Source organism: Pararhizobium sp. DWP3-4, from assembly GCF_049898205.1.
GTDB lineage: Bacteria > Pseudomonadota > Alphaproteobacteria > Rhizobiales > Rhizobiaceae > Pararhizobium.
This window is the reverse complement of the sequence record NZ_JAFCXF010000009.1, coordinates 37,873-64,102: the sequence shown is the minus strand read 5'-3', so window position 1 is coordinate 64,102 and position 26,230 is coordinate 37,873. Positions and strand designations below refer to the sequence as shown.

The following is a 26,230-nucleotide window of genomic DNA, read 5'->3' as shown; positions in this document are numbered from 1 at the left end:
ATGATTTTGTCATCAGTGGATATATCATGGCCTATTTTCTGCAGCAGCTTGCCAGCGCCCTGCCTATCGCGGCTCTTTATGCGCTGCTCGCCTTCGGCTATTCCGTCGCCTTTTCCGTTACCCGGCGAGCGGATCTCACCTATGGCGCACTGTTCGGCTTTGCCGGGCAGATTTTCCTGCTGTTTGCCGATTTTGCCTGGAACCGCCTGTGGCTGGTGCTGCCGGCAGCGCTTGCGGTCGGTGCGGTCTCGGCTCTGGTCTATACGCTCGGCGCCGGCCTGTTGATCGGCCGCTCGGTCATGCACAGGCTGGCGGCAACCTCGGCCAACACGGTGGTGGTCGTCTCGCTCGGCATCGCGCTGGTGCTGATGGAAGTGTCGCGAATCGCGGCGCAGACGCGCAGCCTCTGGCTGCCGCCGTTTCTCAATACGCCGGTGACGCTCTGGTCCGATCCGCGGTTTCCGGTGACGCTGACGGTGGTGCAGCTTGTCAACACGGCCCTGATGCTGGCCATCATCGGGGCAGGGCAGCTGTTCCTCGCGCGCTCGGCCTGGGGCCGTGCGTGGCGGGCCGTGTCCGACGATGCGGGCGCTGCGGCATTGTGCGGCGTGGATGGCCGCCGCATCTTCATCGCCGCCTACGGATTTTCGGCCCTTTTGGCGGCGATCGCGGGCATTCTGGCGACCGCCTATTACGGCACGATGGATTTCGGGGCCGGTCTGGTGTTCGGCGTCAAGGTGCTGTTCATTGCCGCCATCGGCGGCCAGACCGCGCCTGTCCTGGCGGCGTTGGGGGCAGCGGTGATGGGATTGAGCGAAACCCTGTGGAGCGCCTATGGGCCAATGCTGTGGCGGGATTTTGTGATCTTTTCGTTCCTGGTGCTGCTTTTGGTGCTGACGCGCAAGGAACAGTTTCAGCCCTGACAGATTGGCCTGGTCAGTCCGACCAGCGGTCCCTTGCGCTGTCGTCCTCGTCCTTGGCGCTGACCCAGCCACCCACAGTACCATCGGTGCCATGTTCCTTCTTCCAGAAGGGCGCCGCGGTTTTCAAGAAATCCATGATGAAATTAGCGCCATCGAAGGCCGCCTGCCGGTGCGGCGAGGCGGTGATGACAAGCACGATGTTTTCGCCGGGCGCGATCTTGCCGTAGCGATGGATCGCGGTGACGGCCTGAAGGCTAAAGCGGGTGATGGCTTGCTGGCAGATACGGGTGATTTCGGCTTGCGCCATGCCTGGATAGTGCTCGAGTTCAAGCGCGCTCAGCGTTCCGGCTTCATCGCGGCAAAGCCCGGAAAACGTCACCACGGCGCCGATATCGTGGCGGCCGGCCGACAGTGCCTGTACTTCCGATGCCAGATCGAAATCGCCACGCTGGACGCGAACCGTGACGGGAGCACGCGTCACCGTCTCAGCCTCCAGTCATCGGCGGGAAAAGCGCGATTTCCCGCGCACCGGTGATCGTCTCGTCGTGATCGACATGTTCCTGGTTGATGGCGACGCGGATGACGTTTTCATGCTCCAGCGCCGTCTCGTATTCTTCGCCCAGCGTCTTCAGGTGGGCGAGCAGGTCGCCTGCCGTGACCACGCTGTCCGGAAGCTCCAGCGTTTCTTCGCCCCTGCCGATCCGCTCGCGCACCCAGGCGAAATAGACGAGGTTGACGCTCGCCATCAGTCGACCATGTGTTTCAGGCCGGCGCGAAAATAGTCGTAGCCGGTATAGAGCGTGATGGCGGCAGCCAGCCAGAGCAGGCCGATGCCCATTTCGGTCGTGTAGGGCAGCACCTTGTCGCCGGCAGGGCCGGCCAGCAGGAAGGCGATGGCAACCATCTGGATCGTCGTTTTCCATTTGGCGATGCGGGTTACCGGCACGCTGACCTTCAGGGCGGCGAGATATTCGCGCAGGCCGGAAACGAGGATTTCACGGCACAGAATGATGATCGCAGCCCAGATCGACCAGCCGGCAATCGTGCCATCGGCGGCGACCAGCAGCAGAACCGAAGCGACCAGCAGCTTGTCGGCGATCGGATCCAGCATGCGGCCGATATTGGAGGTCTGTTTCCAGATGCGCGCCAGGTAACCATCGAAGAAATCGGTGATCGAGGCCACGGCAAACAGCCCCAGCGCCGTCCATCGGGCAAAATCCGAGCTCTGCAGCCTGCCTTCGACAAAGAAACACAGGACGATCAGCGGCACGGCCAGAATACGGGCATAGGTCAGGAGATTGGGAATGTTGTAAGCGGCAGGCGTGGTGGACATCGATTCGGGTTCTCTGCGAGTTCTTTGACGACAGATGAAAGACTTTGTGACTGCGGCGTCAACCAGTCATTAGAGATCGGCCTGAATTATGGCGGAATTCGTCTGAACGCAGGGTGAACTGAAAGCCCCATTTTTGGTCTGTTCACGCATTGCGCTTGGCAAAAGCTCCGTCCTTAGGGCATCATCGAATAAATGCTCCAACGCAGAGCAAATAATGTCCGATGACATGACGCTGATCGACAGGATTTACGAAGCCGCAGTTATTCCCGAGCTGTGGCCGGATGTCTGCGCCAGTCTGGCTGAGGAAGTCTCCGGGTTTTCCGCTGGCATCCTGACCATTGATACGGATTCGACGATGCGATGGGTGTGTTCGCCGAACATCGCGGAACAGATGGAGCGGTATGCGGCGAGCGAGGTGAAACTGCCGAACCCGCGGCCCGAGCGCTCGATGCAGTTATCGCCGATGGCGTTCGCCCGGGATGTCGATCTGATGACCGCCGAAGAAATCGCGGCTGATCCCATCTACAACACATTTTTACGGCCGGTTGGTCTCGGCTGGAGCATGGGAGCGGTGCTGACCGAGCCGTCGGGACACACCCTGATCTTCGACATGATCGGCCGCAGCAGTGACGGGCCTTTCTCGATCGCGGCTCTCGATCGTGCCAACAGCTTGAAAGGCGATCTTGCCCGCGCCACGCTGATCGCGTCGCGTATGTTTTTCCGGCAGGCGGAAAGCATCGCGGCAACGCTTGCGTTGATCGGTCTTCCGGCCGCAGTTCTTGGCAACGACAATCGGGTGCTGGCGATGAACGATGATATGGAAGCGCTCTCGCCGCGCATTCGCACCGGTGCCGCCAATAGAATTTCACTGAAAAACCCTACGGTCAACGGACTGGTTCTGGCGGCGCTGGATCAGTTGGTTGTCGCGCAGGCATCCAACGTCCAGTCCATTCCCCTGGCGGCGGAACAGGGCATGCCGGCCCTGATCCTCCATCTGCTGCCGGTGAGGCGCAATGCGCGCGACATCTTTTCCAAGAGCCTTGCGGTGCTGATCGCCACACCGGTCGGCCAGGCAGGGCCGCCGGATATGCGGGTGCTGAGCGGCCTGTTCGACCTGACGCCCGGAGAGGCCCGTGTGGCCCGGGAACTTGCCTCCGGCGCAAGCCTGGAGGCCGTATCCGTCAAGCTCGGCCTGAAGCTGGAAACGGTCCGAACCTATCTGAAACGCATTTTCCTCAAGACCGGCACGCGGCGTCAGGCGGAGTTGACCTATATGCTGTCCGGGCTGGGGCGGCTGGCACCCTGATTGCAACGTCACAATACGGTCACAGAAATGGGATTTTTTCAGTACGGGATTGGGATTAGAAGCCATTCTTTTTCAGCTGTTTTTCACCCACTATTCTGGAGAACGTCCTGTGGCACAAGTTCCGACAATTCTTCTCGTTCACGGCTTCTGGGGTGGGGCTGCGCACTGGAGCAAAGTCATCGTCGAACTGACCCGCTTGGGGCATACGTCCATCAAAGCGGTCGAGATGCCGCTGACATCCCTGGCGGATGATGCCGAGCGCACCCGCAAGATGATTGCGCAGTTAGACGGGCCTGTTCTGCTGGTCGGCCATTCCTATGGCGGGGCCGTCATTACCCAGGCGGGCAATCAGCCGAATGTCACAGGGCTTGTCTATATCGCTGCATTTGCACCTGACGCCGGCGAGAGCCCAGGCGGCATCACCGCCAAAAATCCGCCGGCCGGAGCTGCCAATCTGGCGCCGGATAGCGACGGTTATCTCTGGGTCAAGCCGGAGAAGTACCACGAGAGCTTCTGCCAGGATCTGACCGCCAGCGAAGGCCTTGTCATGGGAATCACCCAGAGGGCGCCGCTTGCCAGCACATTCGGCGACGTGATCAGCAATCCGGCATGGAAGAACAAGAGCAGCTGGTACCAGATTTCCAGCGAGGACCACATGATCCATCCCGACAACCAGCGCTGGATGTCGGGCCGACTCGGCGCAAAGAAGGTGATCACGCTGAAGGCCAGCCATGCCTCGCTGGCCTCGATGCCCGTCGAAGTCGCAGCCCTCATCGATGAAGCCGCAAAGGCCTAGTCGCCGGTCGCGCTCATCCCTGGACTGGATGCCAATGGCGGCGGGCAATGATGCCCGCCGCCATTGGCTATTTCGTGCCGTCCTCATGGAAATGATCGTAGACCAGCCGCGCCACCGCTTCGGAAATGCCCTCGACGGCGGTCAGGTCGTTGATCCCGGCGCGTGAGACGGCCTTGGCGGTGCCGAAATGATGGAGCAGGGCGCGCTTGCGGGTCGGGCCGATGCCGCCGATCTCGTCGAGCGGGTTCTTGACCATCTCCTTCTTGCGCCGCGCCCGGTGCGTGCCGATGGCAAACCGGTGCGCTTCGTCGCGCATGCGCTGGATGAAATAGAGCACGGGATCGCGCGGCGGCAGCGAAAACCCGTCACGGCTGCCGCCCGGCGGAAAGAACCGCTCGCGGCCGGCCTCTCGATCGACGCCCTTGGCGACGCCGATGGCGGTGACGCAATCCTCGATATCCAACTCTTTGAGAATGGCGCGCACCGCCGTCATCTGGCCCTGGCCGCCATCGATGAGGATCACATCCGGCCAGGCCGGGAACGCGCTGTCCTCGTTGGTCTCGACACTGCGGTCGGGTTTTCCCTCTTCCTTCAAAAGCCGCGAAAACCGTCGCGTCATCACTTCCTTCATCATGCCAAAATCGTCGCCTGGGGTGATGTCGGTCGATTTGATGTTGAACTTCCGGTATTGGCTTTTGACGAAACCTTCCGGCCCCGCCACCACCATACCGCCGACGGCATTGGTGCCCATGATGTGGGAATTGTCGTAGATCTCGATGCGGCGCGGGGCGCGCTCGAGCTTGAACGTCGTGGCAAAGCCGTCCAGCAGCCGTGATTGCGAGGCGGTTTCGGCCAGTTTGCGGCCATGCGCCTCGCGGGCATTGGCAATGGCATGCTCGACCAGATCCTTCTTCTCGCCACGCTGCGGCACCAGAATGACGACCTTGTAGCCGGATTTTTCGCTGAGTGCTGCGCCGAGCAGCTCCTGCTCCTCGACTGTCTCGCAGAGCAGGAGTTGCCGGGGACAGGGCTTGTCGTCGTAGAACTGAGCAAGGAACGCGCTGAGCACTTCGGCTGACGTGAGCGTTGGGTCGGCCTTGGGGAAATAGGCGCGGTTGCCCCAGTTCTGGCCGGTGCGGAAGAAGAATACCTGGATGCAGGAGACGCCGCCTTCGTGATGGATGGCGAAGACATCGGCTTCCTCGACCCCGGACGGATTGATACCCTGGTGGCTCTGGACATGCGACAGCGCCGCCAGCCGGTCGCGGTAGAGCGCTGCCCGCTCGAAATCGAGATTTTCGGAGGCCTCGCTCATCGCCGCCGAAATCGTCGCCTTCACCGCCTGGCTCTTGCCCGAGAGGAAATCCTTGGCCTCGGTCACCAGCTCGGCATAGTCGGCGTCGCTGACCTCATGGGTGCAGGGTGCGGCGCAGCGCTTGATCTGATGCAGCAGGCAGGGGCGGGTGCGGCTTTCAAACACGCTGTCGGTGCAGGTGCGCAGCAGAAAGGCGCGCTGCAGCGAATTGATGGTGCGGCCGACGGCGCCGGCCGAGGCGAAGGGACCAAAGAAATCGCCCTTGCGGCTACGCGCGCCGCGATGCTTGTACAGCGCCGGTGCGCGGCTGTCGCCCGTCACCAGAATATAGGGAAACGACTTGTCATCGCGCAACAGCACGTTGAAGCGCGGCCGCAGGCGCTTGATCAGGTTGGCTTCAAGCAGCAGCGCCTCGATCTCGGTGCGCGTCGTGACGAATTCCATATGGGCGGTTTCGCGCACCATCTTGGTCAGGCGGTTGGAATGCAGCCGTCCTTGCGCATAGTTGCTGACGCGCTTCTTCAGATTTCGTGCCTTGCCGACATAGAGCACGTCGCCGGCTTCGTTGAACATGCGGTAGACGCCGGGGCTGTTGGGCAAGAGCTTGACAAAGGCCTGGATCAGGTCGGCACCGCGCAAGCCGTCGGGAATGGCGCTGGTCTCCGCCCAGTCGAGGATCGGCGCCGGCGCAGCCGGATCCGTTCCCTCGATCAGGTCTTCGTCGTCTCTGGCATTTTCATCATAGAGAATGCCGCCATCGTTGGGCACGCGCCCGTTCATTCCACAATCTCCAAAATATCCGGCGTTTCCCAGGCCAGATGCTGGCCGCCGTCAAGCGCGATCATCTGGCCGGTGATCGACGGCGTGTCGAACAGGAACCGGATCGCCCGGCCGAATTCGTCAAGCTGCGGACCACGCTTCAAGATCAGCGCCTCGATCTGCGTGTCGAAATCCGTCGTATTCTGCCGTTCGTTCGGCAGCGTCGGGCCGGGGCCGATGCCGTTGACGCGGATTGCCGGAGCTAAGGCCTGCGCCATCGTTTTCGTCGCCGTCAAAAGCGCCGACTTCGACAACATATAGGAATAAAATCTCGGATTGGGAGCCCAGACCCGCTGATCGATGATGTTGACGACCAGCCCGGACTCCGCAGGCGGCAATTGCGCGGCAAAATCACGGGCCAGCAGGGACGGGGCTTTGACGTGCAGGGCGAAATGCCGGTCCCATATCGCTTCGTCAAAGTCTTCAAGGCTGTCTTTCTTGAACAGCGAGGCATTGTTGACCAGCAGGCCGATCGGTCCAAGCGCTGCGACGGCTTTTTGCATCAATGCCTGGGTCGAGGCCGTATCGGCCAGGTCCGCCATGATTGCCGACGCGGTGCCGCCGTTTGCGCGTATCGTGGCTGCAAGCGCCTCCGCCTGCGCCAGCGACGTGTTGGCGTGAATGGCCACGGCAAAGCCGTGCCGGGCAAGATCCTCGACGATAGCCTTGCCAATGCGTTTGGCACCACCGGTGACCAGCGCTGTTTTCAAAGGCGTGCTCCGGGTGCCGTTATGCGATTCGTATTTTTGCATGCCGCAAGGATATAGGAGGAGGGGCGTTATTGTGAAACGGCCCGATGCATTCGTTTCGGAAAAATTAATGCAAAAGCGGTAAATTGAATTATTTCGCGTTGTTGTAGTATATATTTTATTAATACTCTTTCATGGTTAATAATTACCATGTGGCTGCGAAGCAACATCGAATTTTAGCCATGCTTCTGCCTCTAAAATTTCACAATTTAGCTCTTGAGAATCCGCATTTGATTGTCAATTTCTCCATCAACCGGGCGGGGTTAAATAGAAATTTCCCGATGTATCAGTTTGGGACCGCGAGGGTCCGGAACATCGGTTCGTAAAGGAGACTTTAATGCGTACTCTCATCACCACTCTTATGGCATCTGCCGTATCCCTCATCGCTTTTTCCGCCGTGCAGGCTGCCGACGCGATCGACGAAGTTCCGGCCGCTCCGGCTGCAGAATATAACGAACCGGCTGTCAAGAACTGGTCGGGCGCCTATGTCGGTGGTACCGCCAACTGGGCTCGTGGCGAGTATGGCGCGACCGGCGGCCGTGGTGCGGCCGGCTTCGGCGGCGGTCTCTATGGCGGCTACAACATGCAGAGCGGCAACATCGTTTACGGTGCGGAAGCCGATATCAACTACGGCGACAACGACGCGCGCAACTCCGACCGCCGCATGGAACAGGGCGTCAACGGCTCGGTTCGCGGCCGCGTCGGTTACGACCTGAACCCGGTTCTCGTCTATGGTACGGCCGGTGTCGCTGCATCCAGCGTCAAGGCCACTGGCAATGCAGGCGGCTCGGACAAGAACACGCTGCTCGGCTGGACGGCCGGTGCCGGTGCCGAAGCCTTCGTGACCGACAATGTCACGGCGCGCGTCGAATACCGCTACTCGGACTACGGTTCGAAGGATTTCAACCTGCCGGGCGGCAGGGTTTCGTCGGGCTACGACGAACACAGCGTCCGCGTCGGTATGGGCGTCAAGTTCTGATCCATCAGACTGCACATGACAAAAAGGCCGGAGCGATCCGGCCTTTTTGCATTTTAATCAGTGATCTCGGCGGTCTCAGACCTTGAACTGGGCGTAGTCCGGGAAGAACTTTTCGAACTTCTGCGGCCAGTTCTTCAGCTTCGGGCGGCCCTTCTGCCATTCACCGGCAAAACGCAACTCGAGATAGCGCAGCAGCGCGGCAAGCGCGAAATGACCCGCATGCAGCTTGGCCCCGGTTTTCGGCATGTTGGCGTTGAGGAGGTCGAGGCCGCGGCCGGCCTTTTCCCACTGCCTGTCGATCCAGGGCTGGTGGACCTTTTCCGGCGGATGGAAGCGCTTTTCATAGACGATCGCCAGAAGGCAGTCGCAGATGCCGTCGCACAAGGCTTCCAGTATGTCCACGTCGGTGCGCTTCTCAGCGTTGCGCGGATAAAGCTTGCCCTTGGTCTCGCGGTCGATGAAATTCATGATCACGCGGCTGTCGTAGATCGCCTTGCCCTCGTCGGTCACCAGCGTCGGGATCTTGCCGAACGGGTTGCTGGCGATCAGGTCCTGCGGATTGCCGTTGGTGTCGGTCAAAACGTTTTCGGTCTCAAGGCCCGCGTAGCGCGCCGCCATGCGCACCTTGTTGGAATAGGGGGAGGTGGGGGAGTAGAAGATCTTCATGCGGACTTTCTTTCGTTGCATGGTCATTGATGGGAAGATCAAGGGATCGCCGGAAGCTTGAGGCTTTTCACCTTGCAGCCGGCGCGATCGATCTCGCCGCAGGCGCGGAAACTGAGATCCTTGTTGAAGCAGATGCGGACTTCATCGACGCGGCCGGAGGCACAGGTGACCGCCAGCGCATCGGGGCGCAGGCCCGGATTGGCCGATGTCAGCGCCGTCTCGATTTGCGTGGCATTTGTCCTCTGGTCCGATCCGGCCGATTGCAGGGACGGCGGGATCACCAGTTTTTCACGGGCGGCGCGCAAAACGGAAAAATAATCCTTCTGGCTCAGCCCCGAGCAGGAACCGTGCTTGCGCCATTCATGGCCGATCAGCCCCATCGACGGCATGATATCGAACAGGGTTCGCCCCAACGCGTCCGGCACCCGGTCGGATTCCCGCGTCCGGCAGAATTCCGGATAGCCTTGCTCGTTCTGCGGCCAGAGCCCGTGGACGATGAAACCGTGATCGTTGTCCGGGTCGCATTGCATCGATCGTCCCGACGGATCGTTGTCCAGGCACCAGCTTGGCGACCAGGACAGCGACAGGACATAGAAATCGAAACCGCTGCCCAGCGGAATCGCCCGGGTTTTCTGACGTGTTCCGCTGGCCGGCGTGCCGATGATCGGCGTGTTGGCCGTGGACGCAGCGGGGTTTGTTTTGACCTTGGAGCTGTCTTCCCCACTCTCGCCGCTGCAGGCAGCAAGCAGGAACAGTCCACAGAGGGCGGCGACAGAAAAGCGAAAGCCTGAAATCACCGATTTCACCGCAACGAAGCGCACTGCGCACCATACACGTACCAGGGATCAAGCCCGCTCAGGCAGAATTCGATGTTCGGACCGATGCCGGCGAAACCCCAGCCGCGTTCGATCAGGTACCACAGCGGCCGCCGCTTGCCATCGGTGGTGGTCGCCGTAGCCCGGCAATATTCGCGCTGGACCAGATGGGTCTCGTCGCGAAGCTCGACGCGGTTCTGGTGCATGCCGCGGATTTCGGCGATGGCCATATTGGTTTTCAGATAGCCGTCTGCCTTGTCGTCGAAATTCGACCTGATGAATCCCAGCACGGCGGGGCTGCCGCAAGCATCGGCAACGCGCCCCGTGCCGTCGTCCATATAGTCGGCCGCCGCCACCGGTGCCGTGCTGCAGGCAACCGCCGCCAGAGAGAATAGAACAGCTGGGACAAGCATTCCGGTCATGATCGTCTCCCTTAGGTCCACGCGGTGGACGTCTGTCAGATTGCGTCTCTTGATAGGGGACCGTCAAGTCCCGGTTCAATCCCGCTCTTGTTCAATCCCGTTCCAGCACGTCCTCGCCGCGCAGCCAGAAAGCGCGGGCAGACGCATGGCGGTCCTGCTTCAGCCGGTCCTTGAGGAAGGGCAAGAGGATGTCGAGTTCGCTCTTCAGGGTGAAAGGCGGGTTGACGATGATCAGGCCGGAACCCGAAAGCCCGGCCGTGTCGCGGTCGCTGCGGACCGAGAGCTCGGCGCAGAGCATTTTGGGGATTTCCAATGCCTGAAGGGCGGCGTGGAATTCGGCGATCGGCGCGCCCTGCTTGAGCGGATACCACAGGCAGAAGGTGCCGCCGGAAAACCGCCGGTAGGCTTTGTGCAGGCCATCCGCCAGCCGCTCGTATTCGCCAGCGATTTCGAACGGCGGATCGACCAGCACGATGCCGCGCTTTTCCTTCGGCGGCAGATGGGCGCCGAGCGCCAGCCAGCCGTCGAGCTCGGTGATCCGGCTCTGGAAATCGCCGTCGAACAGCCGGTGCAGCGTTTCGTAGTCGTCGGGATGCAGTTCCATCGCCGACAGCCGGTCCTGCGGCCGCATCAGCATGCGGGTCAGTTTTGGCGAGCCGGGATAGAGCGTCAGGCCGCCATCCGGGCCCCGATCCGGATTGAGATCGCGCACGGCCGTGAGGTATGGTTCGAGGATCGCCTTCGCCTTGGCCGGAATGTCGGCATCGAGAATGCGGCCGATGCCGTCGACCCATTCGCCGGTCTTTTGCGCTTCTTCGCTCGAAAGGTCGTAGAGGCCGATGCCCGCATGGGTATCGAGCACGCGAAACGCTTTTTCCTTCTGCGCCATGTAGACGATCAGCCGGGCAAGCACGGCGTGCTTGAGGACATCGGCGAAGTTTCCAGCGTGGTAGATGTGACGGTAATTCATTCGCGTCCCTTATCGTCCCGTGAAATGTTGGAATGTATGGCGAAGGGGACTGTGACACCCTTTCGCGATGCAATATAGAAAAGCCATGAACGTTGCGACCCCCATAAAACCAGAAAAGTCCGTCGGCCACACTGTCTGTCCGCACGACTGTCCCTCGGCCTGCGCGCTGGAGGTCGATATTACGCCCGAAGGCCGGATAGGCCGGGTGCGCGGCGCTGGCGCCAATACCTACACCGCCGGCGTCATCTGCGCCAAGGTCGCACGCTATTCCGAGCGCATCTATCACCCCGGCCGCCTGATGGTGCCGCAGCGCCGCAAGGGTGCCAAGGGCGAGGGCCGCTGGCAGGAGCTGTCCTGGGAGGACGCGCTGGACGAGATCGCCGGAGCCTTCGTCAAAGCCGAGCAGCAATATGGGTCCGAAGCCGTCTGGCCCTATTTCTATGCCGGCACGATGGGGCAGGTGCAGCGCGATTCGATCGACCGCCTGCGACACGCCAAGAAATATTCCGGCTTCTTCGGCTCGATCTGCACCAACCTCGCCTGGACCGGGCTGGCGATGGCGACCGGTTCGCTGCGTGGCCCCGATCCGCGCGAGATGGCCAAATCCGATTGCGTCGTCATCTGGGGCACCAATGCGGTCTCCACCCAGGTCAACGTCATGACCCACGCGATCAAGGCCCGCAAGGAGCGCGGTTCCAAGATCGTCGTTATCGACATCTACGACAATCCGACAATCAAGCAGGCCGATATGGGCCTGGTGCTGAAGCCGGGAACCGACGCGGCCCTTGCCTGCGCCGTCATGCACATCGCCTTTCGCGACGGCTATGCCGACCGGGCCTATCTGGCAAAATATGCCGACGATCCGGCCGGTCTTGAAGCGCATCTGAGGACGCGCACGCCGCAATGGGCTTCTGCCATCACCGGCTTGCCGGTGGAGGAGATCGAGGCGTTCGGCAGGCTGATCGGCACAACGCCCAAAACCTATTTCCGTCTCGGCTACGGTTTTACCCGTCAGCGCAACGGTGCGGTGGCCATCCATGCTGCGGCCTCGGTGCCGACCGTGCTTGGTTCCTGGCAGCATGAAGGCGGCGGCGCCTTCCATACCAACAACGATATTTTCCGGTTCGACAAGCGCGAGTTGGTCGGATCAGTGATGCTGGATCCGGATATCCGCATGCTCGATCAGTCGCAGGTCGGCCGGGTGCTGACTGGCGATGCGGAAGCGCTGCGCCATCGCGGCCCGGTGACGGCGATGCTGATCCAGAACACCAATCCGGTCAATGTCGCGCCGGAACAGCGGCTGGTGAAGCGCGGTTTTCTGCGCGATGATCTTTTCGTCGCCGTGCACGAACAGTTCATGACCGATACGGCCAAGGTCGCCGACATCGTGCTGCCCGCCACCATGTTCCTTGAGCATGATGATCTCTACCGTGGCGGCGGCCACCAGCACATTCTGCTCGGCCCCAAGGTGGTCGAGCCGCCATCCACCGTGCGCACCAACCTGTTCGTCATCGAGGAACTGGCAAAGCGCCTCGGCGTTGCCGACAAGCCCGGTTTTGGTTTGAGCGAGCGTGAGCATATCGACCATATCCTGGTCAACTACGGCATCGGCTATGACGCGCTGAAGCGGGAGAAATGGCTCGACGTCCAGCCGGATTTCGACACCGCGCATTTCGTCGATGGTTTCGGCCATCCGGACGGCAAGTTCCGCTTCAAGGCCGACTGGACCGGCACGCCCGCACCGAACCGTCCGCCGAAAGCGCTGGGTGTCTTCGGTCCGCACGCGCAACTGCCGGAGTTTCCAGACCATGTCGATCTGATCGAGGTGGCGACCCCAACCCATCCGTTCCGCCTGGCGACATCGCCGGCCCGGTCCTTCCTCAATTCGACGTTCGCTGAAACGCCGTCGTCAGTGCAGAAGGAAGTCCGGCCGGAAGCGATGATCCACGCGGAAGACGCCGCCGCTCTTGGTATTGCCGACGGCGAGGTCGTTCGGATCGGCAATGATCGCGGCGAGATCCGGCTGCACGCCAAGCTCGGCGGCGGCGCCCGGCGTGGTGTCGTCATCGCCGAGGGGCTTTGGCCCAATGATGCGCATCTGGATGGCGAGGGCATCAATGTGCTCACCGGCGCCGACGCGGCGGCACCCTATGGGGGAGCTGCCTTTCACGACAATCGCGTATGGATGCGCAAGGAATAGCAGTCGATGACGAAGTTCGAAAATGCCAAGGTCGAAATCCTCAAGGACGAGACGCTTTCGAAAAACTGGTACCACCTGCGCAACGTCACCTTCAATTATACCGGCTCGAACGGCATCACCAAGACGCTGCAGCGGGAGGTCTACGATCGCGGCAACGGCGCCACCATCCTGCTCTATGATCCCAAGCGCCACAGCGTCGTCCTGGTGCGGCAGTTCCGTATCCCGGCCCATCTCAACGGCCATTCGGGCTGGCTTCTGGAAACGCCGGCCGGGCTGCTCGACGGCGATCATCCGGCCGAGGCGATCAAGCGCGAGGTGATGGAGGAAACCGGCTATCTGGTGACGGACGTTCGTCCCGTCTTCCAGGCCTTCATGTCGCCCGGTGCCGTGACCGAAACCGTCCACTTCTTCGCCGCGATCATCGATGTGACGGTGCGCGCCGAAGACGGTGGCGGCGCCGCGCATGAGGACGAGGATATCGAAGTGCTGGAAGTTCCGCTCGCCGACGCCATGGCGATGATCGACACGGGCGACATCTGCGATGGCAAGACGATCATGCTGTTGCAATGGGCGATGTTGAATAGGGGGAAGCTGATGGCGGGCTGAACTATGCGGAGAAGAGTTGAACCGCTTCTGCGGCGGCGGCTTGTCGAAGCTTTTTATCGAGCGTGGCGAGCGGAAGCCCTTCGGTGATCGCAAGCGCGAGATAAGCCGCGTCATATGCTGAAAGTTGATGCGCGCGCGCGAGGCCGATCACGAGAGCGTCGTCGCCCGAATCGGCAATGACGATTGGCAAGTGATGCAACCGAATGAGGGATGCTAAGACAAGATCACTGCTGATCCGTTTGCGGCGTTCTGCCATCAACAATACGCTGCGAACTTCGTGTCGCAGAAGATCGGGCGCACATGCAGTTTTGCGAAGCAGTGCGCCCATGACGGCGTCAGCGACGTCGCTATCCTCATCCGGCAGAAACCACACAGCGGCGACCGAGGCGTCAACGACGAAATCGGACTTCATTTACGACCTTCGTCCCGCCATTTTAAAATCTCTTCAAGCGAGACCGGTTTGTTTTTCGCGCGGTCTCGCCGGATCAAGCGGAAGAGATTTGCACGGCGCTCCTCATCATCGATTGGCACGAGCCGTGCCACTGGCGTGTCGCCTCTCGAAATAATGATTTCCTCGCCTAACTCCACCTTCGTAAGCAATTCCGACAAATGCGTTTTGGCTTCAGCGACCTTTACAGTTCTGGTCATAGCCCGATCTCCGCTGGTATGCGGACGTATCCTAACGGAAGATATCTCAGTTGGTCAACCGGTTGGTCATGCCTGCCCAACCTCTCAGGATGCGGCGGACACAACCCCGTCATCCAGCATCCGCACCTTGCCCTCGGCGACAAGCCGCAACGCCGCTGGATAGGATTTGTGCTCTTCTACCAGCACCCGCGCCGCAAGGTTGTCGGCCGTATCGCCCGGCAATACCGGCACCTTGGCCTGGAGGATCACCGGCCCTTCGTCCATGCCTTCGGTGACGAAATGCACGGTGCAGCCGGCTTCCGTCATGCCGGCATCGATGGCGCGCTGGTGGGTGCGCAGGCCGGGAAAGAGCGGCAGCAGGGAAGGGTGGATGTTGATGATCCGGCCTTCGTAGGCATTGATGAAGGTGGCAGTCAGCAGCCGCATGTAGCCGGCCAGGCAGATGATGTCGGGCGACAGGGTTTCCAACGCCGAAAGGATCGCCGCTTCGTGGGCATCCTTGCTGTCGAAATCCTTGCGCACGAACGAGAAGGTGGCGATGCCGAGAGCTGCGGCTTTGGCCAGGCCACCGGCATCTGCCTTGTCGGAGATCACGGCAACGATTTCGGCGGGATAGTCCGGCGCGGAGGCAGCCTTGACCAGCGCCAGCATGTTGGAGCCGCCGCCGGAAATGAACACCACGACCCGCTTGCGGGCCGCTTTCACCGTGTCGTTCATAGAGTGAGCGTGCCCTTGTAGACCGTGCCGGCGGCGCCTTCGTCGCGGGCGACCATGCGGCCGAGCGCAAAGACGGTCTCTCCTTCGGCCTTCAGCACCGAGGTGACCTGATCGGCATCTTCGGCAGCAACCACGACAATCATGCCGACGCCGCAGTTGAAGGTGCGCAGCATTTCGTTGGCGGCGACGCCACCGGTCTTGGCCAGCCAGGAGAATACGGCCGGTGCCTGGATGGCGGTCAGATCGATTTCAGCGGCAAGATGCTTCGGCAGCACCCGCGGAATGTTTTCCGGAAAACCGCCGCCGGTGATGTGGGCGAGCGCCTTCAGCTTGCCGGTTTCGCGGATCGCCTTCAACAGCGGCTTCACATAGATGCGCGTCGGGGTCATCAGCACGTCGGCAAGCGTTCCTTCGCCGAACGGCGCAGGCGCGTCCCAGGCGAGGCCCGACAGCGAAACGATCTTGCGCACCAGCGAATAGCCGTTGGAATGCACGCCGGAGGAGGCGAGACCCAGAATGACGTCGCCTTCGGCGATATCGCCGGCCGGCAGCAGCTGGCCGCGTTCGGCGGCACCGACTGCAAAGCCTGCGAGATCGTAATCGCCGCCGGCATACATGCCGGGCATTTCGGCGGTCTCGCCACCGATCAGCGCACAGCCTGCCTCGCGGCAACCGGCGGCAATGCCGCCGACGATGGCGGCACCCTGGTCGGGATCGAGCTTGCCGGTGGCAAAGTAGTCGAGAAAGAACAACGGCTCGGCGCCCTGGACGACGAGGTCGTTGACGCACATGGCGACGAGGTCGATGCCGACCGTGTCATGCTTGTTGGCTTCGATGGCAATCTTCAGCTTGGTTCCGACGCCGTCATTGGCAGCCACGAGGACCGGATCCTTGAAACCGGCCGCCTTCAGGTCGAACAGGCCGCCGAAGCCACCGATCTCGCCATCGGCGCCGGGACGCCTTGTCGAGCGCACATGCGGCTTGATCTTTTCCACCAAAAGGTTTCCGGCGTCGATGTCCACACCTGCATCGCTGTAGGTCAGACCGTTCTTTCCTGGCTCGCTCATGGCTTGATCTCCGCCGGCTCGTCATATTTGGATTGCGATTGGCATGGTGGTGCCGCAAGTGCAAGCTTATTGCCCCGGTTACTCCCGCTTTTTTGATGTTTTGCCGGCCATTGCCAGCCCTTTTGCACCACAGGCTTGACCATGGCCGGTACCACATCCTATCTCCAACATTGGAAGCAGCGCTGGGCAGCGCTTACGGCAAGGCATCGGAACAGCGGCATGGTCAACAAATTGAGCGGCAGCGGGCTGCAGCGCCAGATCATCTTCTGGCTGCTTTTCCTTGCCGCATTCATCGCCTTCCTGATGGTATTCTCCACCATTCTCCTGCCGTTCATCGCCGGCATGGCGCTCGCCTATTTCCTCGATCCCGTCGCCGACCGGCTGGAGCGCATCGGCCTCAGCCGGCTGATGGCGACGGTCGTCATCCTGATCGGCTTCGTCGTCGTCTTTGCTCTGTCGCTGGTGGTGATCATACCGATCGTGTTTACCCAGGCCTCCGACTTCATCCAGAAGATGCCCGGTTACGTCTCGAAGCTGCAGGAATTCCTGACCAGCCCGGACGCCGCCTGGCTGCCGGACTGGGTTTCCGGGCAGATGGACACGATCAAGCAAAACTCCGCCAAGCTGCTCGAACAGGGCGCCGGTTTCCTCGGCACGCTGTTCCAGCAATTGTGGAATTCGGGCGTGGCGCTGCTCGACATCATCTCGCTGTTCGTGATTACCCCCGTCGTCGCCTTCTATCTGCTGCTCGACTGGGACCGGATGGTCGAGCGGGTCGATAGCTGGGTGCCGCGCGATCATGTTGCGACCGTGCGCCAGATATCCCGCGACATGAACGCGACGATTGCCGGTTTCGTGCGCGGCCAAGGCTCGCTCTGCATCATTCTCGGCCTGTTCTATGGGATTTCGCTCACCTTCGCCGGCCTGAATTTCGGCCTGCTGATCGGCCTGTTTGCCGGCATGATCAGCTTCATTCCCTATGTCGGCTCGATGGTTGGTCTCGTACTTGCCCTCGGCGTTGCTCTGGTGCAGTTCTGGCCGGAGTACCTCAATATCGTCATCATCGCGGCTATCTTCTTTGCCGGGCAGTTCCTCGAGGGCAATATTCTTCAGCCGCGGCTGGTCGGCAAGAGCGTCGGGCTGCATCCGGTCTGGCTGATGTTTGCGTTGCTGGCCTTCGGCGCACTGTTCGGGTTCGTCGGTCTGCTGGTGGCAGTCCCGTGCGCTGCCGCCATCGGCGTGCTTGTCCGCTTCGGCATCGGCCGCTATCTCGACAGTGCGCTCTACCACGGTCATCGCCATATCCTGACGATCGAGCAGGAACACAAAAGCCCCAAGCTTCCAGAGTAACAGCGTATGGTCCGCAAGTTCGAACAACTGCCGCTCGTTTTCGAGCACGAACCGCAGACGGGTCGTGACGATCTGCTCGTGTCCGAACGCCTGAAGGCGGCCGTAACGATCATTGACAGCTGGCCGCGCTGGCCGTCGCCGGTGGTGATCCTGGCCGGTCCCGTGGGATCGGGCAAATCGCACCTTGCAGCGATCTGGCGGGAAAACAGCGCTGCCATGTCCATTCACCCGACGGCCGATAGCAACGCGGCCGAAATCGCAGCGGCAGGCCCGGTGCTTTTCGAGGATGCCGACCGGCAGGGGTTCGATGATCGTGCCCTGTTCCACGTCATCAACAGCGTGCGCGAAAACGGCACCAGCCTGCTGATCACCAGCCGGCTCTGGCCGATGTCCTGGCCGGTCGACCTGCCTGACCTGCGTTCGCGCCTGAAGGCGGCGACGGTGGTCGAGATCGGCGAGCCCGATGATGAACTGCTGGCCCAGGTGCTGGTCAAGCTCCTGGCCGACCGCCAGCTTGCCGTCGATGACCGGCTGATCGCCTATATCGTCGCCCGCATGGAGCGGTCGCTGGAATCCGCCCAGACGATTGTCGAGCGGCTGGATCATCTGGCGCTGGCGCGCGGCACCCGCATCAACCGGGCGCTGGCACTGGAAGTGCTCAACGCCCTTGGAAAGACTGGCGAAATCGATTGACTGTCACAGTTAGGTCGTCAAACTGAGCTAGCTGCTTCGAGAAAAGCAAAAAGGCGGACTGAGGACAATGGACACTGTGACATCTGCAACGACGGCAAACGCGCCGGTGGCCGACGAAATCGATCTTCTGACCAGCCCCGAGCGCTTCATCAACCGCGAATTTTCCTGGCTGCAGTTCAATCGCCGCGTCCTTGAGGAAACCCTCAACACCGCCCATCCTCTGCTGGAGCGCGTCCGCTTCCTGTCGATTTCGGCCGCCAATCTCGATGAATTCTTCATGGTCCGTGTCGCCGGTCTCGAAGGCCAGGTCCGCCAGGGTGTCGTCGTTCGCAGCCCGGACGGCAAGACCCCGGCCGAGCAGCTGCAGGATATTCTCAAGGAAATCGACAATCTGCAGATGGAGCAGCAGGCCTCTCTGGCCGTCCTGCAGCAATATCTGGCCAAGGAAGACATACTGATCGTCCGGCCGGTCTCGCTGTCGGCGCAGGACCGAATCTGGCTTGCCAACGAATTCGAGCAGGCGATCTTTCCGGTCCTGACGCCTTTGTCGATCGATCCCGCCCATCCGTTTCCGTTCATCCCCAATCTCGGCTTCACCATGGGCCTGCAGCTGACCAGCACGCGCGGGCGCGAGCCGATGACGGCGCTTCTGCGCCTGCCCGTCGCGCTTGATCGCTTCATCCGTCTGCCGGACGCCAAGGCGGTGATCCGTTACATCACGCTCGAAGATGCCGTCAGCCTGTTCATCGAACGGCTGTTCCCGGGTTACGAGGTCAAGGGTTCGGGCACCTTTCGCATCATTCGCGACAGCGATATCGAGGTCGAGGAAGAAGCCGAAGATCTCGTGCAATTCTATGAGACGGCCCTGAAGCGGCGCCGGCGCGGCTCGGTCATTCGCATAGAGATCGATTCGGAAATGCCGTTCGAACTGCGGCAGTTCGTCGTCGGCGAACTCGGCGTTCCGGAAAACCGCGTTGCGGTCCTGCCAGGCCTTCTGGCGCTCAACACACTCTCGGAGATCACCAAGGCGCCGCGCGAGGATTTGCGCTTCGAGCCGTACAATGCGCGATTTCCCGAGCGCGTCCGCGAACATGCCGGAGATTGCCTCGCCGCCATCCGCGAAAAGGACATGGTCGTCCATCACCCCTACGAAAGCTTCGACGTGGTGGTGCAGTTTCTGCTCCAGGCTGCGCGCGATCCTGACGTTCTGGCGATAAAGCAGACGCTCTACCGCACCTCGAACGACAGCCCGATCGTCCGCGCGCTGATCGATGCGGCCGAGGCCGGCAAGTCGGTGACGGCGCTGGTGGAACTGAAGGCCCGTTTCGACGAAGAGGCCAATATCCGCTGGGCGCGCGACCTCGAACGCGCCGGCGTGCAAGTGGTGTTCGGCTTCATCGAACTGAAGACGCACGCCAAGATGTCGATGGTGGTGCGCCGCGAGGAAGGCAAGCTTCGCACCTACTGTCATCTCGGCACCGGCAACTATCACCCGGTCACGGCGAAGATCTACACCGACCTGTCGTTCTTCACCTGCAATCCGAAGATTGCCCATGACATGGCCAACATCTTCAATTTCATCACCGGCTACGGCGAGCCGGAAGCGGGAATGAAGCTGGCGATTTCGCCGCATACGTTGCGTCCGCGCATCCTGCAGCATATCGGCGAGGAGATCGTCCATGCCGAGGCCGGCCGTCCGGCGTCGATCTGGATGAAGATGAATTCGCTGGTCGATCCGGAAATCATCGATGCGCTCTACCGCGCCAGCCGCGCCGGGGTGCAGATCGACCTGGTTGTGCGTGGCATCTGCTGCCTGCGGCCGCAGGTTCCGGGCCTGTCCGACAAGATCCGCGTCAAGTCGATCGTCGGGCGCTTCCTTGAGCATTCACGCATCTTCTGTTTCGGCAACGGCCATGGGCTTCCCTCGGAGCACGCGCTCGTCTATATCGGGTCAGCGGACATGATGCCGCGTAATCTGGACCGGCGGGTGGAGACCCTTGTGCCTCTCATCAACCGGACTGTGCATGAACAGGTGCTGTCGCAGATCATGCTGGGTAATCTCATCGATAACCAGCAGAGCTACGAGATCCTGCCTGACGGAACGTCACGGCGCATGGAAGTCGCCAAGGATTCCGAACCGTTCAATGCGCAGGTCTATTTCATGACCAATCCCAGCCTGTCCGGGCGGGGAGAGGCCTTGAAATCCAGCACGCCGAAGGTAATTGCCGGCTGGGATAGCGGCCGCAGAAGATAAAACTGGAATTGCATGGTAGAGTCTGAAGCCCAGGGGCGTTTGCCTGGTATTGCCCCGGTCTCCGTCGTGGACATTGGGTCGAACTCAATTCGCCTGGTGATCTATGAGGGGCTGAGCCGGTCTCCGGCCATTCTGTTCAATGAAAAGGTCATGTGCGGCCTCGGCAAGGGTATCGATGCGACCGGCCGGATGGACGCCGAAAGCGTCGAACGGGCGCTGAAGGCGCTGCACCGATTCCGGGCATTGTCGACGCAGGCGCGCGCCTCCACCGTTTTCGTGCTGGCGACAGCTGCCGCGCGCGATGCCTCGAACGGCCCCGATTTCATCCGCCGTGCAGAAATCATCCTCGGCCAGAAGGTCCGTGTTTTGACCGGCGAGGAGGAAGCCTATTTCTCCGCGCTCGGCATCATCAGCGGCTATCACGATCCCGATGGCGTCGTCGGCGACTTCGGCGGCGGTTCGCTGGAGCTTGTCGATGTCGTCGGCCCCAAGGTCGGCAAGGGCATCACCCTGCCGCTTGGCGGTATCCGCCTGTCGGAACATGCCGAGGGATCGGTCGTCAAGGCCCGCAGCCATGTGCGCCGCTACCTGAAGGGCGCGCAGGTTTTGCAGAATGCCGGCGGCCGCACGTTCTACGCGGTCGGTGGTACCTGGCGTTCGATCGCCAAGCTGCATATGGAACTGCGCGACTATCCGCTGCACATGATGCAGGGCTACGAAATCTCCTTCGACGAAGCCATGGCCTTCCTGCCGGAGGTGATCGAGCCGAAGGATGTCAAATCGCCGGCTTACGCGCATATTTCCAAGAGCCGCCGCGCCCTGCTGCCGTTCGGCGCCGTTGCCCTGCAGGAAGTCATCGCCCAGATGAAGCCGTCGATGATTTCGTTTTCGGCGCTCGGCGTTCGTGAAGGCTACCTCTATTCGCTGCTGTCCGACACGGTGCGGTCGCACGATCCGCTGCTGGCTGCCGCGCGCGAAATTGCCATTCTGCGCGCCCGCTCGCCCGAGCATGCCCGCGAGCTTGCCGACTGGAGCGGCAAAGTGGTGCCGCATTTCGGCATCGATGAGACCGAGGAAGAGGGGCGCTACCGCCAGGCGGCCTGCCTGCTCGCCGATATCAGCTGGCGAGCCCATCCGGATTATCGCGGCCTGCAGGCGCTCAACATCATCGCCCACAGCACGTTTTCCGGCATCACCCATGCCGGGCGAGCCTATATCGCCCTTGCCAACTATTACCGTTTCGAGGGCCTGAACGACGACGGCGCCACCGAGCCTTTGGCGGCGATCGCCACCCCGCGCATGCTGGAGCTCGCCAAGCTTCTCGGCGGTCTTTTGAGGGTGGTCTATCTGCTCTCGGCGTCCATGCCCGGGGTCGCGCGCAATCTCGATATCAGGCCATCGACCTCGCCTGACCTCGATCTCGAGTTCATCGTTCCATCCGCCTACTCGGAATTCGCCGGCGAACGGCTCGATGGCCGCCTGCAGCAGCTGGCGAAGCTGACCGGCAAGCGGATCGCGTTCCGGTTCGAGTAACATTCGCAGGGGATAGCGGTTGAGCGAACGCTTGATCCCCCAATGGCGGTTCACAAACAAAGAAGGTCCCGCAATTTCGGTTGCGGGGCCTTCATCTTTTGGCAGCGTTTACTTGGCGTTCAGGAACTCGCCGACTTCGAGCAGGACGAATTCGTTGTCGTCGGCCTTTTCGAGCGAGCGGCCGGCCGAGAACGGCAGGTTGTTGTCGTTGCCGACGATGATGTGGGTGTCATCGACGCGATCAACATTCTCGATGGTGACGAACGGCATGTCGTAAAAACCTTCGCCGCCGCCCTGGCGCTTTTTGTTGTCCGGATCGGCGATCTTGAGCAGATCGATATAGCCGATCTTGCGCACCGCCTTGCCGGCGTTCTCGTCGGTCATCTCGATTTTGTAGACGCGCTTGACCTTGGAGCCGACGGCAAAGCAATCCGGCTTCGGTGCCTTCGGGTCGGTGCAGGCCTTGTCGACGGTGCCTGCACCATTGTCGCGCTCGATCACCAGCGCCGTCGTGCCGTCCAGCATGTTGAAATCGCCGATCGCTTCGCCACCTTCGGCCAGCGGATAGAGCCAGCTGCGGCCGGTCCAGGCCTTCGATGCGACGTCGAGTTCGATGATGCGCAGCGCCGGGCGGCCTTCGGCCTGCTCGACATTTTCGGCATCCGTCCACAGCGGGCCCTCGAGCAGGCCGTAGAGCTTGCTGCCGTCCTTCGACAGGGCCAGACCTTCATAGCCGCCGGAGCGCTTGACGTTGAGCGCCGGCATCGGCTTGGACGGGTCGGCCTGAACAGCCAGCGTCGGGTTGTCGGGCGACATCACCGGCTTGCCGTTGACGGTGGTGGCGATAACGTCGGTCAGCTTGCCGTCGAGGTCGAATTTCAGGATGTAGGGACCGAATTCCTCGCCGACCCAGAAACCATCGGCAACCGGCTGGATCGATTCGACGTCGAAATCAGCACCCGTCAGGTAGCGTGTGGCCGCACCTTCCATGACGATCGGGAAGGGCGCTTTCTTGTCGGGATCGGAGAGAAACAGCGTCTTTTTGGCTTCGACCTTGCCTGCATCCCAGTCGATCTTGATGTTGTGCAACATCAGCATCGTGTCGGACGAATTCAGCTTCGAGCCGAAACCATTGTCGGACATGCTCCAGAAGGTACCGTCCGCCATGGTCTTGATGCCGGAAAAGCCCTGCATCGGCTGGCCGTCGAACGGCAGCGACAGGCCGGTCAGACGCACGCCGTCCTTGCCGGGAACGGTGCCGAGCGCTTCGGTGCGCTTGCGATCCGGGGTCGTGAACTTGCCCGATGTCTTCAGGTAACCGGCCGCGTCGGCAGGCGCGGCGATGATCGTGTTGGCCGGCAGGATGGCGTGGGCGGCAAGCTTGGCCGGGAATACGGTGTCTTCGGCAAGAGCGGCCGATGTCATCAGAAGGCTGAAAGCCACGGAAGTGAAGAGAGCGTTTTTCATCATGTCCCCATTGAGCGGTTGGTCGAGGGGTTCCGCTTAGCAGGGCTTTAATGTCGGCGACTTGACGGCTGGATGAAGCTTTGGTGACGGAGCAGCGGCAGGCCGTTTACTCGGCGGGAATCCGCAGTTCGATCGGGGCGATAAGCTCGGCCTTGGCTTGCTCGGCCAATGCCATGACGCCGAGCGTCTGGCCACGCCCCTTGACGGCATGGGTTCCCAGATCCTCGATGGCGATCGTATCCGGCAGCTTGATGCGCTGAGCGAGCTCAGCCGAGATCAGCACTTGTCGGCCGAGCGACTTGCACAGGGATTCCAGCCGGGCCGTCGTATTCACCGTATCGCCGAAATAGGCGATCTTGTGATGATCGACGCCGATTTCCGCCGTGATGATGAACCCGCCGTGAAGGGCTGCGCGCAGCCGCGGAACGTGGCCGAAATTCTTGCGCCAGGTATCCGCATTGGCTTCGATGTCATCGAGGATATCGAAGATGCAGCGAACGCAGCGCGCAAATTTGATGCCCCGTTCCAGCCGCCAAGTGACGATCGCGGCGTCGCCGACATAGTCGTCGATCGCACCCTTGTGCCGCCGGACCGGTTCGGCGAAGGCCGCAAACAGGGCTTTGAGAAATTCCTGCGCGCGCAAATCGCCGTGCTTTTCGGCAAAGGACGTCGAACCTGCAAGGTCGATGAACAGGAAAACGCGCTCCTCCTTCACCGGCCGGCGGTAACGGCTGATCAGCATGCTGGTAAAGACGTCACGGCCGAGCAGGTCGCGTACGCGCAGGATGAAGACGATCAGCGCGCAGACGGCCAGCGCATAAAGGAAAACATGGAACGGCATGACGATGATGTCGCTGAGCGATGCCGGTTTGACAAGCTTGAGCCACCAGAGAAGCATGGCTGCCAGGGCATAACCCGCGCTCATCAGGAGCTCGTAGATTATCAGTGCAACAACGATATAGGCGAAGGTCGGAAGCCGCTCGATCCGCCGGTAAAGCGGGCGAAACAGGATCCGGCGTTCAAAGGCGATCAGCGGCAGACCCATGAAGACGGCAAACACCGCACCGATGATGATCGGTTCACCTGGAAAGACCACAAGGCCATAAAGCACGCCGGACAGCGCCATGCCGAGCGCGATCAGCAGCCAGTTCTCCGTTGGGGATATTTCTCTCATGAATCAGTTTCCACTCCCCCCGTGCAGGCAGGTATTGTTCCCCTTGGACAGGTCGGGTCAAGCGATTTCGTGTAACGGTGTGTCGCATCATTCAAGCCCGGCCGCAAAGGCTCGCCCAGCGCCCTGGGGTCATCCCATGGGCTTTCTTGAAGTGCCGGGTGAAATGCGCCTGGTCGGAAAAGCCGCTTTCGAGGGCGATATCGACGAGGCTCCTGCCGCTGCCGATCATGCCGCGCGCCCGCTCAAGCCGGCGCATGACGAGATAGCGGTGCGGGCTGGTGCCGACACTCCAGCGGAAATGCCGGGCGAGCGTAAAACGGTCGAGGCCGCTGACGTTTTCGAGCTCGGCGCTATTCACCTGCCGGTCGGAATGGGCCTGCAGGAAGTCGCAGGTTCTGCGGATTGCGGCCGGATCAAACGTCCGGCCGGACGCCTTGCGGCCGCCGTCCGAATGCCGCAACAGCGCGTCGGCGATACCGGTGAGCGTATCGTCCAGACGCAACTTGCCGATGGCCCCATCGAGATCACGCATAACCTCAGCAAGACTTGCGGCAAAGGCCCGGTCGGCGATCACCGGCGACGGTACGAAGGGCAGGCCGCGCGGCCTTTCTCCAAGCGCATCGATCAGCATTTCCGGCGGCAGGTACAGCATCCGGTAGCGCAGGCCTTCCTCCGTTCCCGCACCGCCATCATGGACCTCGTCGGGATGCAGCACGATGATATCACCGGGCTGGCTGTAACGGACCGTTCCACGGTAGCGGAACGCCTGCACGCCCTGCAACGTCAGGCCGAGCGCATAGGTATCATGGCGATGCGGCTCAAAGGCGTTGCCGTGAAAATGCGCCTCGATCCGCTCGATGCCGCCTGAGACGGGCGCGACCTTGATGCTGTCGGACGCCGCCGATATGCACGAACGTTCAAGATCGCCATGACCGCTGCGGGCTATGGAGGCCCCGGACGCTTCGAGCGTCCTGTTTCCTAGAGTGGAGTTGGCATTCATGTTCGATACCAAATTTGCAATCGTGCTGCGCGAGGACCTGGCCGTCTGGCAAAAGCTCAACGTCACGGCGTTCCTGACCAGCGGCATCATTGCCGAAAAGCCCGGAATTATCGGCGAAGTCTACCGCGATGCGGATGGCAACGTCTACAATCCCTTGAGCATCCAGCCGGTCATCGTGCTATCTGCCGACGAAAAGACCATCGGCACCATTCACCGCCGGGCACTGGAGCGCGAGGTCAAGACATCGCTTTATGTCGAAGAGATGTTTGCGACCGGGCACGATGCGGCAAACCGCGAGGTCTTCGCCCTGTTCGGTCCGGATGATGCCAAGGTTGTCGGCATTGCGCTTCATGCCGACAAGAAGATCGCCGACAAGATCACCAAGGGCGCAAAGATGCACCCCTAGAGCAATTCCAGCAAAAGCGCGC

27 protein-coding genes are annotated in these 26,230 nt (G+C 61.4%); 11 read left to right on the top strand and 16 right to left on the bottom strand.

Features of this window, described 5'->3' with window-relative positions:
• Positions 1-26 precede the first annotated feature (26 nt).
• Positions 27-923 (top strand): branched-chain amino acid ABC transporter permease, encoded by an 897-nt coding sequence (locus tag ACP7E6_RS21845; protein ID WP_426231820.1) that lies wholly within the window; start codon positions 27-29, stop codon positions 921-923.
• 13 nt (positions 924-936) lie between these two features.
• On the opposite strand, the gene ACP7E6_RS21840 is transcribed toward ACP7E6_RS21845, so the two are convergent.
• The 3 genes from ACP7E6_RS21840 to pgsA are packed head-to-tail and all read right to left on the bottom strand — an operon-like array spanning position 937 to position 2,256.
• Positions 937-1,404, bottom strand: coding sequence for a molybdenum cofactor biosynthesis protein MoaE (locus tag ACP7E6_RS21840; RefSeq protein ID WP_426231819.1), 468 nt, complete (start codon positions 1,402-1,404; stop codon positions 937-939).
• Positions 1,405-1,408: 4 nt separating this feature from the next.
• Positions 1,409-1,669, bottom strand: a complete 261-nt coding sequence (gene moaD / locus ACP7E6_RS21835) for a molybdopterin converting factor subunit 1 (RefSeq protein ID WP_426231818.1) — start codon at positions 1,667-1,669, stop codon at positions 1,409-1,411.
• Positions 1,669-2,256, bottom strand: a complete 588-nt coding sequence (pgsA, locus tag ACP7E6_RS21830) for a CDP-diacylglycerol--glycerol-3-phosphate 3-phosphatidyltransferase (protein WP_113317923.1) — start codon at positions 2,254-2,256, stop codon at positions 1,669-1,671. The genes moaD and pgsA overlap by 1 nt, the downstream gene beginning before the upstream one ends.
• A gap of 214 nt (positions 2,257-2,470) precedes the next feature.
• Between pgsA and ACP7E6_RS21825 the strand changes: the two genes are divergently transcribed.
• Both ACP7E6_RS21825 and ACP7E6_RS21820 read left to right on the top strand, forming a co-directional pair.
• Positions 2,471-3,562 carry a helix-turn-helix transcriptional regulator gene (locus tag ACP7E6_RS21825; RefSeq protein WP_426231817.1) on the top strand — a complete coding sequence of 364 codons (1,092 nt, stop codon included), beginning with the start codon at positions 2,471-2,473 and terminating at the stop codon, positions 3,560-3,562.
• Positions 3,563-3,671: 109 nt separating this feature from the next.
• Positions 3,672-4,358 carry an alpha/beta hydrolase gene (locus ACP7E6_RS21820; RefSeq protein ID WP_426231816.1) on the top strand — a complete coding sequence of 229 codons (687 nt, stop codon included), beginning with the start codon at positions 3,672-3,674 and terminating at the stop codon, positions 4,356-4,358.
• A gap of 67 nt (positions 4,359-4,425) precedes the next feature.
• Here ACP7E6_RS21820 and uvrC read toward each other — a convergent pair whose 3' ends face one another.
• Positions 4,426-6,453, bottom strand: a complete 2,028-nt coding sequence (gene uvrC, locus ACP7E6_RS21815; RefSeq protein ID WP_426231815.1) for an excinuclease ABC subunit UvrC — start codon at positions 6,451-6,453, stop codon at positions 4,426-4,428.
• Entirely contained in the window at positions 6,450-7,244 is a 795-nt protein-coding gene (locus ACP7E6_RS21810) for an SDR family oxidoreductase (RefSeq protein WP_426231814.1), read from the bottom strand. Before ACP7E6_RS21810 ends, uvrC begins: the two co-directional genes overlap by 4 nt.
• A 334-nt stretch (positions 7,245-7,578) precedes the next feature.
• On the opposite strand from ACP7E6_RS21810, the gene ACP7E6_RS21805 reads away from it, so the two are divergent.
• On the top strand, positions 7,579-8,220 hold the full coding sequence (locus ACP7E6_RS21805; RefSeq protein ID WP_426231813.1) for an outer membrane protein: 642 nt from the start codon (positions 7,579-7,581) through the stop codon (positions 8,218-8,220).
• A gap of 75 nt (positions 8,221-8,295) precedes the next feature.
• Here ACP7E6_RS21805 and ACP7E6_RS21800 read toward each other — a convergent pair whose 3' ends face one another.
• From ACP7E6_RS21800 to ACP7E6_RS21785, 4 genes are all read right to left on the bottom strand, one after another.
• Positions 8,296-8,886, bottom strand: a complete 591-nt coding sequence (locus ACP7E6_RS21800; RefSeq protein ID WP_426231812.1) for a glutathione S-transferase family protein — start codon at positions 8,884-8,886, stop codon at positions 8,296-8,298.
• Between the two features lie 38 nt (positions 8,887-8,924).
• Positions 8,925-9,683: a ribonuclease T2 family protein gene (locus tag ACP7E6_RS21795; RefSeq protein WP_426231811.1), complete on the bottom strand. Its 759-nt coding sequence runs from the start codon at positions 9,681-9,683 to the stop codon at positions 8,925-8,927.
• Between the two features lie 5 nt (positions 9,684-9,688).
• Positions 9,689-10,123 carry a hypothetical protein gene (locus ACP7E6_RS21790; RefSeq protein ID WP_426231810.1) on the bottom strand — a complete coding sequence of 145 codons (435 nt, stop codon included), beginning with the start codon at positions 10,121-10,123 and terminating at the stop codon, positions 9,689-9,691.
• 91 nt (positions 10,124-10,214) lie between these two features.
• Positions 10,215-11,093 carry a 23S rRNA (adenine(2030)-N(6))-methyltransferase RlmJ gene (locus ACP7E6_RS21785; RefSeq protein WP_426231809.1) on the bottom strand — a complete coding sequence of 293 codons (879 nt, stop codon included), beginning with the start codon at positions 11,091-11,093 and terminating at the stop codon, positions 10,215-10,217.
• A gap of 67 nt (positions 11,094-11,160) precedes the next feature.
• Between ACP7E6_RS21785 and ACP7E6_RS21780 the strand changes: the two genes are divergently transcribed.
• On the top strand, positions 11,161-13,293 hold the full coding sequence (locus tag ACP7E6_RS21780; protein ID WP_426231808.1) for a molybdopterin-containing oxidoreductase family protein: 2,133 nt from the start codon (positions 11,161-11,163) through the stop codon (positions 13,291-13,293).
• 6 nt (positions 13,294-13,299) lie between these two features.
• Positions 13,300-13,899, top strand: a complete 600-nt coding sequence (locus ACP7E6_RS21775; RefSeq protein ID WP_426231807.1) for an NUDIX domain-containing protein — start codon at positions 13,300-13,302, stop codon at positions 13,897-13,899.
• A 1-nt stretch (position 13,900) separates the two neighbouring features.
• Here ACP7E6_RS21775 and ACP7E6_RS21770 read toward each other — a convergent pair whose 3' ends face one another.
• From ACP7E6_RS21770 to purM, 4 genes are all read right to left on the bottom strand, one after another.
• Entirely contained in the window at positions 13,901-14,311 is a 411-nt protein-coding gene (locus ACP7E6_RS21770; RefSeq protein ID WP_426231806.1) for a type II toxin-antitoxin system VapC family toxin, read from the bottom strand.
• Positions 14,308-14,547 carry a type II toxin-antitoxin system Phd/YefM family antitoxin gene (locus ACP7E6_RS21765; RefSeq protein ID WP_426231805.1) on the bottom strand — a complete coding sequence of 80 codons (240 nt, stop codon included), beginning with the start codon at positions 14,545-14,547 and terminating at the stop codon, positions 14,308-14,310. The genes ACP7E6_RS21770 and ACP7E6_RS21765 overlap by 4 nt, the downstream gene beginning before the upstream one ends.
• Positions 14,548-14,631: 84 nt before the next feature.
• Positions 14,632-15,264, bottom strand: a complete 633-nt coding sequence (purN, locus tag ACP7E6_RS21760; protein ID WP_426231804.1) for a phosphoribosylglycinamide formyltransferase — start codon at positions 15,262-15,264, stop codon at positions 14,632-14,634.
• Positions 15,261-16,331, bottom strand: a complete 1,071-nt coding sequence (gene purM / locus ACP7E6_RS21755) for a phosphoribosylformylglycinamidine cyclo-ligase (protein WP_426231803.1) — start codon at positions 16,329-16,331, stop codon at positions 15,261-15,263. The genes purN and purM overlap by 4 nt, the downstream gene beginning before the upstream one ends.
• Before the next feature lie 219 nt (positions 16,332-16,550).
• Here purM and ACP7E6_RS21750 point away from each other — a divergent pair, with 219 nt between their 5' ends.
• From ACP7E6_RS21750 to ppx, 4 genes are all read left to right on the top strand, one after another.
• Positions 16,551-17,681, top strand: a complete 1,131-nt coding sequence (locus tag ACP7E6_RS21750) for an AI-2E family transporter (protein WP_426231802.1) — start codon at positions 16,551-16,553, stop codon at positions 17,679-17,681.
• A gap of 6 nt (positions 17,682-17,687) precedes the next feature.
• Positions 17,688-18,374 carry a DnaA regulatory inactivator HdaA gene (gene hdaA, locus ACP7E6_RS21745; RefSeq protein WP_426231801.1) on the top strand — a complete coding sequence of 229 codons (687 nt, stop codon included), beginning with the start codon at positions 17,688-17,690 and terminating at the stop codon, positions 18,372-18,374.
• A gap of 67 nt (positions 18,375-18,441) precedes the next feature.
• Positions 18,442-20,628, top strand: coding sequence for an RNA degradosome polyphosphate kinase (locus ACP7E6_RS21740; protein ID WP_426231800.1), 2,187 nt, complete (start codon positions 18,442-18,444; stop codon positions 20,626-20,628).
• Positions 20,629-20,640: 12 nt separating this feature from the next.
• Entirely contained in the window at positions 20,641-22,161 is a 1,521-nt protein-coding gene (gene ppx / locus ACP7E6_RS21735) for an exopolyphosphatase (RefSeq protein ID WP_426231799.1), read from the top strand.
• A 108-nt stretch (positions 22,162-22,269) separates the two neighbouring features.
• On the opposite strand, the gene ACP7E6_RS21730 is transcribed toward ppx, so the two are convergent.
• From ACP7E6_RS21730 to ACP7E6_RS21720, 3 genes are all read right to left on the bottom strand, one after another.
• Positions 22,270-23,628, bottom strand: coding sequence for an esterase-like activity of phytase family protein (locus ACP7E6_RS21730; protein ID WP_426231798.1), 1,359 nt, complete (start codon positions 23,626-23,628; stop codon positions 22,270-22,272).
• A gap of 106 nt (positions 23,629-23,734) precedes the next feature.
• Entirely contained in the window at positions 23,735-24,802 is a 1,068-nt protein-coding gene (locus ACP7E6_RS21725; RefSeq protein ID WP_426231797.1) for an adenylate/guanylate cyclase domain-containing protein, read from the bottom strand.
• Between the two features lie 91 nt (positions 24,803-24,893).
• Positions 24,894-25,802, bottom strand: a complete 909-nt coding sequence (locus ACP7E6_RS21720) for an AraC family transcriptional regulator (protein WP_426231796.1) — start codon at positions 25,800-25,802, stop codon at positions 24,894-24,896.
• On the opposite strand from ACP7E6_RS21720, the gene ACP7E6_RS21715 reads away from it, so the two are divergent.
• Entirely contained in the window at positions 25,801-26,208 is a 408-nt protein-coding gene (locus ACP7E6_RS21715; protein WP_426231795.1) for a DUF2000 family protein, read from the top strand. The genes ACP7E6_RS21720 and ACP7E6_RS21715 overlap by 2 nt on opposite strands.
• The last annotated feature ends 22 nt before the right edge of the window (positions 26,209-26,230 follow it).